We start from the raw sequence: 13,356 nt of genomic DNA, 5'->3' as shown, positions 1-13,356 counted from the left end.
TGTCCGATCAGGGCGATGGCCCTCCACCAAGCGGCACAATCAATCCACTCGATAAAACCGGTAGCTGCGCTCGGTGCGGCGTCGACATTTCTGGATCCTCCCATGACCAACAAAGCGGCCGGCCGCAAGCCGGCCATCACCATTGCGCGTTCCGAGCACCACAAGCTGCAGGTCTTTGCCACGAAGCTCGAACAGCGGGATCCGGAGTTGGCCGACAACCTCCTCGGCGAGCTCGATCGGGCACGGATCGTGGAGGACGACCACATGGCAGCCGGCGTCGTGCGGATCGGCTCGCCCGTTCGCTACGAGACGAACGACGGGGAGATCCGGATGGCCACGCTCGTCTATCCGGGCCAGGCGGACATCTCCTCCGGGCGGGTATCGGTGCTGACCCCGGTCGGAACGGCGTTGCTGGGGCTTCAGGCCGGACAGGCAATCGACTGGGCCGATCGCAGCGGCCGCCGGCACACGCTGCGCATCCTCGAAGTCGGGGCCGCCGAGCCGCAGGCGCTCGACACCGCATCGCCTTGAGCGGACATCCGGGTCTGCTGCCGCGACGTACTGCCCAGACGGGATACGCCGACGGGCATGGTTGATCGTTCATGCCCTTCGCCGCCTCGATGGGCATGACGAAAAGATCGGGTTTCGGCGACAGGAATTGGATCGATCAGTTGAAAGGCCGAGACCGGGTTCTGTTTGGCAGCACAGCCGACCGTCGGAGCGGCCTTAAGCCCTGCCTCACATGTGGGCGGCTTTGGCTGGCCGGTTTCCTATAGGTACGCTGCAAATTTGGCGTCATGGGAAGGGCTGGATCGCGCATGATCCGGCCCTCAGCGCGTGCAGAGCCGCCTGCCGCACCACGAGGGCTGCCGCGCAAGTCAGCGCGGCCGGCCGGCCAGCCCGAGCAGACCGTTCGATTACTATCCCGACGGTCTAGGAAAAAGGGGGCGTTGCACAGCAACGCCCTCACCAAACACCCTGAACCAGAGGTGATGCGTTCCGCTTAGAACGGGATCTCGTCGTCGAGGTCGCGCGAGGAGCCGCCTCCCCCTCCACGCGAGCCGCCTCCACCGCCGCCGCGGTTGCCGTAATCGTCCCCGCCCGAGTAGCCGTAGTCGGAGCCCCCGCTCCGGCCCTGTCCTCCGGAATAGCCGACCTGCGCGTCGCCACCCTGGCCGCGCGCATCGAGCATCTGCAACTCGCCACGGAATTTCTGCAGAACCACCTCGGTGGTGTAGCGGTCTTGGCCGCTCTGGTCCTGCCATTTGCGGGTCTGCAGCGCACCCTCGATATAGACCTTCATTCCCTTCTTCAGATACTGCTCGGCGACCTTCGCGAGATTATCGTTGAAGATCACCACGTTGTGCCATTCGGTGCGCTCCTTGCGCTCGCCCGAATTGCGGTCGCGCCAGCTCTCGGAGGTCGCGATGCGCAGGTTGACGACAGGCTCGCCGGAATTCAGCCGGCGGATTTCGGGATCGGCTCCGAGATTGCCGACCAGGATGACCTTGTTGACGCTACCCGCCATGGGACTACTCCGCTCGTCCGAAATTTACTCGACCGTCACCATAGACGAGCGGCACCGCCGCCGCGCGGCACAAGGGCCGTTCGTCCATGCTTTCCACAGCTTCTATGTACTCCATTTGTTCCGATCGCGCCAGTCCAGGCAAGCCGATTTGTTTCGGCGGCAGCACTGAACTATGCCTTGCAAATGCAAACCCGACGCCTTCTTTCCTGCGCAGCGGCCGCCATCGTTCTCGTGGGCTCTGCGACCGTTCCCTCCAAGGCGGATGATCAGTCGGGATCCTTGCCCGGCGTAAAGCCGCCGCCCCCAATCGTAAAGCCGGAAGGCGAACCCGAAAAGATGCCAGTCGCGGGCGAGAACGGCTTTGTCCGGATGGGAGATTGGGACGTCAAAATATCCGGCAGCGTGAGCGTGGATGTTGGCGCCGGCGATCTGTCGCTGCCACGGCGCTAGCTCGTTCTGTAATTCGAAATGCAACCCTCACATGCCTAGCGCCGATGAACTGGCGCGACGATCAATCCACGCAAAATTGAAGCCCTGCCGCCGATCTCATCGGCATCGCAGGGCTTCTCAAGGGAAATCAACCCTTCGAACTGGTATTTGCCTACCAGCTTCTTTTCGGGCGCTTCGCGGCATCGCCGTCGGCCCGACTATCGGTCTCTGATTGTAGGGTGAATAACGGTTCGTGTCCGGCCGGATTTCATCCCGGCCTTTGCGTCAGCCGCGGCTCAGCATGAAATGCCAAGCCATATTGAACAGTCCGGTGGAGTCATGGCTCCCTCCTCGCGTGTTCATCCAATGCCGGCCCGGGTGACGGTCCGCAGCGCACCGCGGAGGCCTTTGGCCGCTCCAACGGGACATGCCCGTCGTGGTCTTCCCGGCGACACTGGAATTGTGCTCCCCACAGCCGCGAAGGTCAACCGCTAATCCCCTTTCGACCGTTAAAAGTGTGAACGTTTGCACTGGGCTTCCCCTGCCAGAGTCGGATGTTTGTCAGTAGCGGGTTCGTCCTTTGTTCTTTGCGCTTGCCCCATCCTGCCAATGCCGGGTAAACCGCGACCAGCGGCCAAGAAGTGCTCGACTCCGGCCCAAGCGTACTTAAATAAGCGAGACGGCATCGAGGCGGGCCGATCCGGATCTCAACACAGTCAAGGCGGCAAAACGGCCATGGCCGATCATAAGTACATTTCGGTTCGCGGGGCGCGCGAGCACAACCTCAAGAATGTCGATCTCGATCTACCGCGCGACAGCCTGACCGTCATGACCGGGCTGTCGGGCTCCGGCAAGTCCTCGCTCGCCTTCGACACCATCTATGCCGAGGGACAGCGACGCTATGTCGAGAGCCTGTCGGCCTATGCCCGGCAGTTCCTCGAGATGATGCAGAAGCCCGACGTCGACCAGATCGACGGCTTGTCGCCCGCGATCTCGATCGAGCAGAAGACCACGTCGAAGAACCCGCGCTCCACCGTCGGCACGGTCACCGAAATCTACGACTACATGCGCCTGCTGTTTGCGCGGGTCGGCGTCCCCTATTCGCCTGCGACCGGCCTGCCCATCGAGAGCCAGACGGTGTCGCAGATGGTCGACCGCATCCTGGCGCTCGGCGAAGGCACCCGGCTCTACCTGCTCGCACCCATCGTACGCGGCCGCAAGGGCGAGTACCGGAAGGAACTGGCCGAGTTGCAGAAGAAGGGTTTTCAGCGCGTCAAGATTGACGGGTCCTTCTACGAAATCGCCGACGCTCCTGCCCTCGACAAGAAGTACACGCACGATATCGACGTGGTGGTCGACCGCATCGTGGTGCGCGGCGACCTTGCCACCCGGCTCGCGGATTCGATCGAGACCGCGCTGAAGCTGGCCGATGGGCTCTGCGTGGCGGAGTTCGCCGACCGGCCTCTGCCGCCGGAGGCAACCGCCGGCGGCGATGCCGCGCACAAGTCGAAAAACGAGACGCACGAACGCGTCCTGTTCTCGGAAAAGTTCGCCTGCCCGGTGTCGGGCTTCACCATCCCCGAGGTCGAGCCGCGGCTGTTCTCGTTCAACAACCCGTCGGGCGCCTGCTCGACCTGCGACGGGCTCGGCAGCCAGCGCGCCATCGATCCGGAGCTCATCGTACCGGACGAAAACGTCACGCTGCGCGACGGCGCGGTCAGCCCGTGGGCCAGATCGACCTCGCCCTATTATGCGCAGACGCTCGAAGGGCTGGGCAAGGTATACGGTTTCAAGCTGGGCGACCGCTTCAAGGAACTAAGCGCCGAAGCCAGGAAGGCGATCCTCTACGGCACCGGCGACCAGCAGGTCACCTTCAACTACGACGACGGCCTGCGCTCCTACAAGACGACAAAGACTTTTGAGGGCGTCATTCCGAATCTCGAGCGCCGCTGGAAGGAAACGGAATCGGCCTGGATGCGCGAGGAGATCGAGCGCTTCATGTCGTCGACCCCCTGCCCTGCCTGCCGCGGCTACCGGCTGAAGCCGGAGGCGCTGGCCGTCAAGATCGGCGGGCTTCACATCGGCGAAGTCGCCGCGATGTCGATCCGCAAGGCCGACCGCTGGTTCACCGATCTGCCGGGCGAGCTCAACGCCAAGCAGAACGAGATCGCGGTCCGCATCCTCAAGGAGATCCGGGAGCGTCTGCGCTTCCTCAACGATGTCGGCCTGGATTACCTCACCATGTCGCGCAACTCAGGAACGCTGTCCGGCGGCGAGAGCCAGCGCATCAGGCTGGCCTCGCAGATCGGCTCCGGGCTGACCGGGGTCCTCTATGTCCTCGACGAGCCCTCGATCGGCCTGCACCAGCGCGACAATGCCCGGCTGCTCGATACGCTGAAGCACCTGCGCGACCTCGGCAATACGGTGATCGTGGTCGAGCACGACGAGGACGCCATCCTGACCGCGGACTATGTCGTCGACATCGGCCCGGCCGCGGGCATTCACGGCGGGCAGATCGTCGCCCGGGGAACGCCGGCCGAGATCATGGCCAACCCGGACTCGATCACGGGCAAATACCTGACCGGCGAACTGCAGGTTGCCGTTCCCGGGGAGCGCCGGCGTATGAAGAAGGGCCGCCGCATCAAGGTGGTCGGCGCCCGCGGCAACAATCTGAAGAACGTCACGGCAGAGATCCCGCTCGGCACTTTCACCGCGGTGACAGGGGTGTCCGGCGGCGGCAAGTCGACGTTTTTGATAGAGACGCTGTTCAAGGCGGCCTCCAGGCGCATCATGGGCTCGCGCGAGCACCCGGCCGAGCACGACCGTATCGAAGGCCTGGAGTTCATCGACAAGGTGATCGACATCGACCAGTCGCCTATCGGGCGCACACCGCGCTCCAACCCGGCGACCTACACCGGCGCCTTCACGCCGATCCGCTACTGGTTCGCCGGCCTGCCGGAGGCCAAGGCGCGCGGCTACCAGCCCGGCCGCTTCTCCTTCAACGTCAAGGGTGGGCGCTGCGAGGCCTGCCAGGGCGACGGCGTCATCAAGATCGAGATGCACTTCCTGCCGGACGTCTACGTCACCTGCGACGTCTGCCACGGCAAGCGCTACAACCGCGAGACGCTGGACGTCACCTTCAAGGGCAAGTCGATCGCCGACGTGCTGGAGATGACCGTCGAGGAAGGCGTCGAGTTCTTCGCCGCCGTGCCCGGCGTGCGCGACAAGCTGGAGACGCTGGCCAAGGTCGGCCTGGGCTACATCCATATCGGCCAGCAGGCCAACACGCTTTCCGGCGGCGAGGCGCAGCGCATCAAGCTCGCCAAGGAGCTTTCGCGCAAGGCGACCGGCAAGACGCTCTACATCCTGGACGAGCCGACCACCGGCCTGCACTTCCACGACGTCGCAAAACTGCTGGAGGTGCTGCACGAACTGGTCGAGCAGGGCAACACCGTGGTGGTGATCGAGCACAATCTCGAAGTCATCAAGACCGCCGACTGGATTCTTGATCTGGGACCGGAGGGCGGCGACGGCGGCGGCGAACTGGTTGCGGCCGGCACGCCGGAGGACATCGTCGCCGAACCGCGCAGCTATACGGGCCACTTCCTCAAGGAACTGCTGGAGCGCCGGCCGCAGGACAGGAAGCGCGAGGCGGCGGAGTAGCGGAGACGCAAAAGCGCAAGTGCGCCGGCAAGGGGCGGTCGATGTGCCGCTTCCCGCGTCGTCATCCTCGGGCTTGACCCGAGGATCCATGCCTGAGCGGCAGCGGCCGGCCGCAGCGGCGACGGCACCCGCAGATGTAACCGCATAGCGACGTCTCCCCGGATGCGAGAGCCGCCACTTCGTCAAGTCCGAGTACGGCGAACGGAGGTTTCGTCTCGATACAATCGCGAATTGAGCAATGTCATTGTTCGCGCAAGAGACTGTTGACAGCTTGCAAGTTCAGCAGGAAATTCCCTTTGGACGAGGGAAATCTTCTATGGATGAGCAGTTTTACAACCGGGTCGGCAGAGACCGGATTACTTCACGGCAAATAGACGAATTGATCGGAATTGCGCGCGGTCTTGCCGCTGACAATCGCATTAATGGCACCGAGGTTGAGTTTCTGCAGAAGTGGCTCGCGGCCAATGCCGATATCAGCAACCAGCCTCTCATTCACACGCTGTACCGGAGGGTGAACGAGATCCTCGCGGATGGTGTGGTGGACGAGGAAGAGCACGGCGAGTTGCTCGACACGCTCGAGCGATTCAGCAGCCGCGATTTCGAACTGGGTGAGGTATTGAAGGCGACCACGCTCCCCTTGTGCTCGCCGGCGCCAACACTGACGTTCGCCGACAAGTTCTATTGCTTCACCGGCACATTCACTTATGGCCAGCGCAAGCATTGCGAGCAAGCTGTGGCTGATCGCGGCGGTCGGGCTGGCGGCCTGAGCCAAAAAGTGGATTTCCTCGTCATCGGCGCTTACGCCACTGAATCCTGGAAGCACTCTGCGTTTGGCAACAAGATCCTTCAAGCGTGCGAATGGCGCGAGCGAGGGTTACCTATCCGGATCGTATCGGAACAGCATTGGGTACGGCATTTGTGAATACGAACTTCCGACGGGGCCATATGCGTGAACGCCGCCTTGTAGCCCTTTGTCCAGACCTGGTACGGCTCGTTTCGCCCGAGATTATCGCACGGCCAGGTGTGCGGATAAGTCACCTTCGCCAAGCTCCCTACAGCAAGTGCGAGATAGTCGCTTGGGGAGCTTGATCGCCGGAGATGACGGGCTACCCGCCGAAGAGGTGGGAGGCTGGGCGGTGGAGAAGCACAATCTTCTTCGGCGCTACATCGACATTTCCCGTGCGGTACGACGTCGATGGATAGGTCCAACGAATGCAGGGGCGACCTACATCGACCTATTCTGCGGTCCCGGCCGCGCCAGAGTGCGAAAGACCGGAGAATGGATCGATGGCAGCTGCGTCGCGGCTTGGAAGAAGAGTGTCGAAGGAGGCGCTCCCTTCTCCACGGTCTTTATCGCGGACGCGGACAATGAGAAGTTGGAGCACGCGGCGGAGCGGCTGCGCCGCTTAAAGGCGCCGGTCGTTCCCGTCCACGGCAAGGCAGTCGACACTGTAAAGCAAATTGCCGCGCGCCTGCATCCCAACGGGCTACATTTCGCTTTCATAGATCCGTTCAACCTTGGAGCCTTCGATTTCGAGGTGATGCGGACGTTGTCGCGACTCCGACGCATCGACATGATGGTCCATGTAAGCAAGATGGACCTCCAGCGAAACCTCGGCTTTAATGTAGCCATGCAACAGAGCGCATTCGAGACATTCGCTCCCGGATGGCGCGCTTCGGTCAATCTCAAGCAATCTCAGCCGAACATTCGACGTGACGTGTTCGAGTATTGGCGTAACTTGGTTGCCAATCTCGGCATCGACGCATCGGCCGACATGAGGCTCATTACAGGGGACAGGAGTCAGCCCCTATATTGGCTCCTTCTCGTGGCTAAGCACGATCTGGCCCATAGATTCTGGGCGTCAGCTACTGAAACCGCACAGGGTTCGCTGTTTTAAAGCGCTGCTTCGGCCGCGGGCATTTCGTCGTATGTTCGACCGTTGAGTAAGCGGCCCGTCGACTTCTTGTTTCGACCGCCCCACTGCTTGAAGAAAAAGGCGGCACCCGCGCGACGGCACATGGCTTCCACTTCATCGACCCACGCCGGATCCATGTGTCGAGCCTTGGGGCCGGACTCGCCGCCTACAATCGCCCAATGGATGTCAGTGAGATCGGCTGCGGCGACCGATCCGATTAGCGGCTCGAAGGAGATAAAGCGGACCACCGCAGGAACTCGCCGGAGTTCATCGATCCTATGCAGCACCCGGTTATCCTCGACGCTTGTCCCAAGCCAAACGTTCGGCAACTTGCGCAGCAATGGTACGATCTCGTTCATCCGGTCGGGTCGTTTAGTAAGAATCTGGTATGTGTGCCGCGGTGTATCGGCCATTACCTGCCAGACCTCAGCGATAAAGTCCGCCGGAACGTCAGCATGGAACAGGTCTGACATCGAGTTTACGAACACCCGCCGAGGCTTCGACCAGGTTGCAGGAATAGCAAGCGACTTGCGATCAAGAAACAGCTTGCCAGTCCACTTTGCGCGCCCCCCGGATTTCCGTGTGAGCCCCGCGTACTTGTCGACCCCCATAGCTTCGAGCCGCGCCGCCATCCGCATCGCATAGCAGTTCGTGCAACCCGCAGTCAGGATCATGCAACCCGCCACGGGGTTCCATGTCGCGTCGGTCCATTCGATCGAGGTTTCAGCCATAGGGCGATCTACCTATTGCACGAATATGGGCAGAATATGCGACGAAGCTGGAGCGGGCGTTACCTACCTCCCCCAAACCACCTCCGCGCCCAACTCCCCAGCCACCTGTCCTTCGACACTAGCGCCAGCCCTTCACCCGCCGCCTGAACGGCGTGGATCCGGTCCAAGGTGGCGATGCGTCCAAAACCAGTGCTTTTTCCACCACGCCCGCCAGAGCGTCTTCGCCCCCCAACACCGATAAGGGGAAGCGCAACGACTGTCAGCATGTTTCAGGATTGTTTTCCTATCTCTATACCCGCCGTTCCGATCGGTGCGACGATCCCGCCGCCTGTGTTCGAAGGAGGCGGGATGGACGGAAGTGCGGCAATCGAGCGGAATCGCCAGTGGCTGAAGCGCATCGTCACGACGCTCCTGGCCATGGCCGGGCTCGACGGCGAAGCCGCGTTCACCTCCCCCTTGTGGGGAGGTCGACGCGAAGCGTCGGGTGGGGGTCGCGACGCCGAAAATACCCCCACCCCGCGGTCTGACGGCCGCCGACCTCCCCACAAGGGGGAGGTGAAACTCATCCTGCCCCGCCGACTCCACCGCGCCATACTGCGGCTGTTGTGGCCGGCCGAAGCGGCGGCGCGGCGGCTGATCATCGCGGCCGCGCGTGGTTTGATCGTCGCCCTCCCACCCCAGCGAGAATCCAAGCCGAAGCCCGCAACCATGGAGCCGGTGCTGCGCAGGCTCGGCATTGCCGTCGTGATGTCGCCCGCCGATCTTGCTGGGGCGGCCGCCGCAACCGGTCGAGGCGCCCTCGCCGGCCGTCCGCGCCCCTTGAGCCTGCCGCTCATCGACCGGCCGCGCCGCATCCTGAGCCTGTCGAAGGAGAGCTTGTCGAAGCAGAGCCTGTCGAAGGACTGCGGCTACCGCCCCTATGCGTCCGCCTACGGCGCCCCGCGCATCCTGTTTCCCGGCCTAGTCGAGCCGTCTTCCTTCCCGGCGCCGCCCTCGCCCGACGACCCGATTGACGCGTCGCGTCTCGGCCGACGCCTCGCCGCGCTGGCTGCCGCGCTCGACGACCTGCCGGGACAGGCAAAACGCTTTGCCCGCTGGAAGGCGCGCCGCGATGCTATGCGGGAAGCGCGCGCCACCGGTCGTATCAGGCGCATCTCGCCGTTGCGGGCCGGGCGTCCACCCGGCGGCCGTCTGCCTCGCTTTGATCCATCCGCCAGCCGTCCGCGCAATGTCAGGGAGGTTGACGAGGTGCTGGCTCACGCCCATGCGCTGGCCATCTACGCGCTGGAGCGGCCGGATACGTCATGACGCGCGGATGCCCGTGCGGCGGTTCTCAGAAAGCCAAGCATTCCAACGAGCTCAATGGCCAGACGGTTAAAACCCGGGCGTGGCAACGGGAAGTGCTGTCAGGAGCCGTAAATCCCCGGGTGGACAAAGCAGCGTGACAAACGCATTTTCGGCGCACAATCCGGGAAACGAGGCGAAGATGACATCAGGCACGATCCGAGCGGGCATGGGCGGCTGGACCTTCGAGCCCTGGGAAGGCACCTTCTACCCCGAGGACCTGCCGAAGAAGCAGCAGCTTCACTACGCCTCGCGGATGGTCCCCACCATCGAGATCAACGGCACCTATTATCGCGGCCAGACGCCGGAGACTTTTGCGAAATGGGCTGCCGATACGCCGGACGGGTTCGTGTTCTCGGTCAAGGGCAACCGCTTCGTCACCAACAAGAAGGTGCTCGCCGAGGCCGGCGAGTCCATGAAGAAATTCTGGGACACGGGCGTCCATGAACTCGGGGACCGCCTCGGGCCGGTCGTTTGGCAGTTCGCTCCGACCAAAAAGTTCGAGCCGGACGACTTTGAAGGCTTTCTGAAGCTGCTGCCCGCCAAGACCGGCGGAGTTCCACTGAGGCACGTGCTGGAGGTGCGGCACGGCTCGTTCGCCGTGCCGGAATTCGTCGCGCTGGCCCGCAAATACGGGGCAGCGATCTGCTACGCCCAGCATCACGAATACCCCGAGATCGCGGACGTGACAGCGGACTTCGTCTATGCGCGCCTGCAGAAGGGAGAAGATACCATCCCGACCGCCTATCCGGCCGAAGAGTTGGAGCGGTGGGCCGAACGCACGCGAGTGTGGTCCGAGGGTGGCCAGCCTCGCGATCTGCCGCTCGCCGATCCTTCGTCAGCCTCTCCGGCCAAGCCACGCGACGTGTTCGTCTACATCATCCACGAAGGCAAGATCCGAGCGCCACAGGGCGCAATGGCGCTGATGACGTTGCTCCAGAAGGCTTGAGGCAAGGGAGGGCGTTCTCAAGATCGCTTCACTCCCCTGATCAGGCAATTACACCGTCAAATGTAACGATGTGGTCACGCCTCCCCTGTAGCATGTGACGCAGGGTCGTGAGTTGCCCTGGATCGGGGAAGGGGCATGGCAGTCGACTACAATTCTCTTCTGCTGGCGCTCGCAATATCGGGTGCTTGCCTGATGATGACGCTCGTCATGAACTGGTCAGTTGCCCCTTCGGAGAGCTTCCTGCTGACATGGGCGTGCGGAGTGCTCCTCATCGTCGTCTATGCACTGGCCTACGGCCACTATGTGGACTTTCCCCACCCGCTACTGGCCGCAGCTTGTTTCGTCATCCTGATGTTGGGCCTCACCGCCCTGTTCGGTGCCGCGCGTCAGTTCCGAACCGGACAGGCGCCGTGGAGCCGTATGATCGTCGCTGCGGCCGCCACATCGACGATATCGGCAATGCCGCTCCTGTTTGAATTGGATGGGCTCGGATTCATGCTTTAGAACGGCATGGCAGCCGCGTTGCTGGCCGGCCACTGCTTGGGAGTATTGGCGCGGCCGCGACGAGGCACCCGGACCCATCCTGGCCCTGTGCCTGCTCTACGGCGTCGTATCGGCGAGCTTTCTTATGTGCGTGGGCGCACTTGTGGCGAGTGGTAGCCTCGTGCTCGGCCATGCCCCGCAAAACTGGGCCGAGGATGTTTCACTTGCGCTCAGCCTCGCCGGCATGACCGGCATTGGCGCCCTGTCCCTGGCCCTAAACCACTGGCGTGCCGCGGCGCGGCATCGCCGGGAGGCGATGACCGATCCTCTGACCGGCCTAGCAAACCGCCGAGCCGTCTTCGAGAGATTTGGCACCGTCGCACTGGATCGGTTCTCGGCTGTGCTCGTCTTCGATCTGGACAGCTTCAAGTCCGTCAACGACCGATGCGGGCACTCCACCGGCGATGCCGTCATCCGTGTGTTCGCCGGGGTGATCGCGGAATGCGCTGGTCAAAACGCCTGTGCGGCACGTCTCGGCGGCGAAGAGTTCGTCGTTGTCATCCCACGCTGCCTTCCCGAGCGTGCCGAGCGTATGGCCGATCACATCCGCACGCGCTTCGCTAGCAGGCCGATCACAACGGACAGAGGCAGCCTCTATTGCACCGTCAGTTGGGGATCGCATTCGGCGACAAGCAGGGCCTGAGCTTTGAAGAGGTGCTTCTCGCGGCCGACAAGGCGCTCTACGCGGCCAAGCACGCCGGACGAAATCGTGTTTCCATGCAAGAGCAGCGGCTCGCCGGGTAACGCTCCGGTTTCGAACTCCGAGTGTCTAGTGGCATTCGACCACACGGAGCGATGGCGCGATGGCTGCACGTGATCGCATCGCCTTCAGCCTCTCCGCTGCGGCCAGGCAAAAGTGGCCAGAACTCTCCAGCGTACGCTCCGTCCAACTGATGATCACTTCCCGAACCGGTACGGTCAGTCCGACAGGGAAGGGCGTGGGTAGATAACCTTCAACCTTCCCCGAGTGACGGCGCGGCATCCCCCAGTAGTCATCGTAGATCTCGTCGAAGAGGAAGTGGACAGGATGCACGGATCTGCTCCTGGCAGGTTGTATCGATTCAAGGTTCACACCCAAGAACACTCTTGTATCGATTCAAGAGTAGCTCTGTCCCAAGTCGGAGTCAATGAAATTTGAACCGATCCAAGCCCTATGCTAGGCAGTCGACGATTGTTGAGTAAGAGCCACATGAGATGGTCCAGGTAAAGCTTGCCGATGTTGCGAGGGAGGCAGGCGTGTCGCACGGCACGGCTTCCAACGCCTTTGCCCGCCCGGGGATCGTGCGCGAGGAAGTCCGCGAGCGCGTCTTTGCCGCCGCCCAGAAACTGGGCTACGCCGGCCCTGATCCGAAGGGCCGTCTGCTGCGGGCCGGCAAGGTCAACGCGATCGGCGTGGCGACTGCAGAGCCCCTCTCCTACTTCTTCGACGACCCGTTCGCGCGCGTGGTGATGACAGGCATAGCCGAGGCCTGCGACGCGACCGGTGCAGGCATATCGCTGGTCTCGGCGGCCAACCAGGAACAGCTCTCCTGGAACATTAGAAGCGCCCTGGTCGACGGTTTCATCGTATTCTGCGTGGACGGCGGCTCCAGGCTGGTGGAACTGACCCGGGAGCGAAAACTGCCGTTCGTGGCTCTCGACTTCGGCTTCGATGACGAAAGCATTTCGGTGATCGGGATCGACGACCTCGCCGGAGCGCGGCTGGCCGCGCAGCATCTGGCTGAACTGGGCCACCGGCGCTTCGCCGTGCTCTCCATGCCCTTCTCCGACGAGCCGCCAAACGGACCCGCGAGCTACGAGCAGGCGGCGCAGGCGGTCTATTCCGGAACCCGTCACCGCATCATGGGCTATTTCGAAGAACTCGACGCATACGGCATCGACCGCTCGAGCGTCGCCATCCATGAAACCGACAACGATGTACCGAGCGTTGAGGCAGCGCTGGCAAGCCTCTTCTCCGACGCCGTAGTGCCGACGACCGTTCTCGCCATGTCCGATAAGATGGCGCTGATCGCGCTCGACTGGCTCAGGGACCGCGGCATCTCAGTACCCGATCAGGTTTCGATCGTCGGCTTCGACGGAGTTCCCGAAGGTGCTGTTTCCGAGCCGCCGCTGACCACCATCGCGCAGCCGATGAAGGAAATGGGGCGTCGAGCGGTGCAGGCGATCCGCGGTTTCGACGGAACTCTGCTGCGCGAGACGATGAACGTCGAACTGGTACTGCGGGGATCGACGGCGAACCCGCCGGCCTAGGCG

General features: G+C 62.9%; 10 protein-coding genes and 1 pseudogene. 8 read left to right on the top strand and 3 right to left on the bottom strand.

All coding sequences use genetic code 11. The annotated features are described in order from the left end of the window. Positions 1–102: 102 nt before the first annotated feature. Positions 103–531 carry a nucleoside diphosphate kinase regulator gene (gene rnk, locus HUI96_RS00230; RefSeq protein ID WP_188252626.1) on the top strand — a complete coding sequence of 143 codons (429 nt, stop codon included), beginning with the start codon at positions 103–105 and terminating at the stop codon, positions 529–531. A 472-nt stretch (positions 532–1,003) separates the two neighbouring features. Here the strand turns inward: rnk and ssb are convergent, their stop codons facing one another. Beyond that, positions 1,004–1,528 (bottom strand): single-stranded DNA-binding protein, encoded by a 525-nt coding sequence (gene ssb / locus HUI96_RS00225; RefSeq protein ID WP_188252625.1) that lies wholly within the window; start codon positions 1,526–1,528, stop codon positions 1,004–1,006. 1,164 nt (positions 1,529–2,692) lie between these two features. On the opposite strand from ssb, the gene uvrA reads away from it, so the two are divergent. From uvrA to HUI96_RS00210, 3 genes are all read left to right on the top strand, one after another. Next, positions 2,693–5,620, top strand: a complete 2,928-nt coding sequence (gene uvrA, locus HUI96_RS00220) for an excinuclease ABC subunit UvrA (RefSeq protein WP_188252624.1) — start codon at positions 2,693–2,695, stop codon at positions 5,618–5,620. 316 nt (positions 5,621–5,936) lie between these two features. After that, on the top strand, positions 5,937–6,542 hold the full coding sequence (locus HUI96_RS00215; RefSeq protein ID WP_188252623.1) for a BRCT domain-containing protein: 606 nt from the start codon (positions 5,937–5,939) through the stop codon (positions 6,540–6,542). 214 nt (positions 6,543–6,756) lie between these two features. Beyond that, positions 6,757–7,518 (top strand): three-Cys-motif partner protein TcmP, encoded by a 762-nt coding sequence (locus tag HUI96_RS00210; RefSeq protein WP_337917774.1) that lies wholly within the window; start codon positions 6,757–6,759, stop codon positions 7,516–7,518. Here the strand turns inward: HUI96_RS00210 and HUI96_RS00205 are convergent. Then, entirely contained in the window at positions 7,515–8,267 is a 753-nt protein-coding gene (locus HUI96_RS00205) for a DUF5131 family protein (RefSeq protein ID WP_188252621.1), read from the bottom strand. The two genes, HUI96_RS00210 and HUI96_RS00205, sit on opposite strands and share 4 nt — an antisense overlap. Positions 8,268–8,615: 348 nt before the next feature. On the opposite strand from HUI96_RS00205, the gene HUI96_RS00200 reads away from it, so the two are divergent. From HUI96_RS00200 to HUI96_RS00190, 3 genes and pseudogenes are all read left to right on the top strand, one after another. Next, positions 8,616–9,575, top strand: coding sequence for a hypothetical protein (locus tag HUI96_RS00200; RefSeq protein WP_188252620.1), 960 nt, complete (start codon positions 8,616–8,618; stop codon positions 9,573–9,575). Positions 9,576–9,753: 178 nt separating this feature from the next. Continuing rightward, positions 9,754–10,560: a DUF72 domain-containing protein gene (locus tag HUI96_RS00195; RefSeq protein ID WP_188253153.1), complete on the top strand. Its 807-nt coding sequence runs from the start codon at positions 9,754–9,756 to the stop codon at positions 10,558–10,560. A 135-nt stretch (positions 10,561–10,695) separates the two neighbouring features. Next, positions 10,696–11,847: pseudogene (locus HUI96_RS00190) on the top strand (GGDEF domain-containing protein). A 25-nt stretch (positions 11,848–11,872) separates the two neighbouring features. On the opposite strand, the gene HUI96_RS00185 reads toward HUI96_RS00190, so the two are convergent. Next, entirely contained in the window at positions 11,873–12,136 is a 264-nt protein-coding gene (locus HUI96_RS00185; RefSeq protein WP_188252619.1) for a hypothetical protein, read from the bottom strand. 161 nt (positions 12,137–12,297) lie between these two features. Here HUI96_RS00185 and HUI96_RS00180 point away from each other — a divergent pair, with 161 nt between their 5' ends. Then, the gene (locus HUI96_RS00180) at positions 12,298–13,353 is read left to right on the top strand and encodes a LacI family DNA-binding transcriptional regulator (RefSeq protein ID WP_188252618.1); all 1,056 of its coding nucleotides are present in this window, start codon (positions 12,298–12,300) and stop codon (positions 13,351–13,353) included. Positions 13,354–13,356 lie beyond the last annotated feature (3 nt).

Source organism: Pseudaminobacter soli (ex Zhang et al. 2022), from assembly GCF_014595955.1.
In the GTDB taxonomy this organism is placed as follows: domain Bacteria; phylum Pseudomonadota; class Alphaproteobacteria; order Rhizobiales; family Rhizobiaceae; genus Kumtagia; species Kumtagia pseudosoli.
The sequence above is the reverse complement of the archived record's forward strand: the minus strand, read 5'-3'. Positions and strand labels throughout refer to the sequence as shown.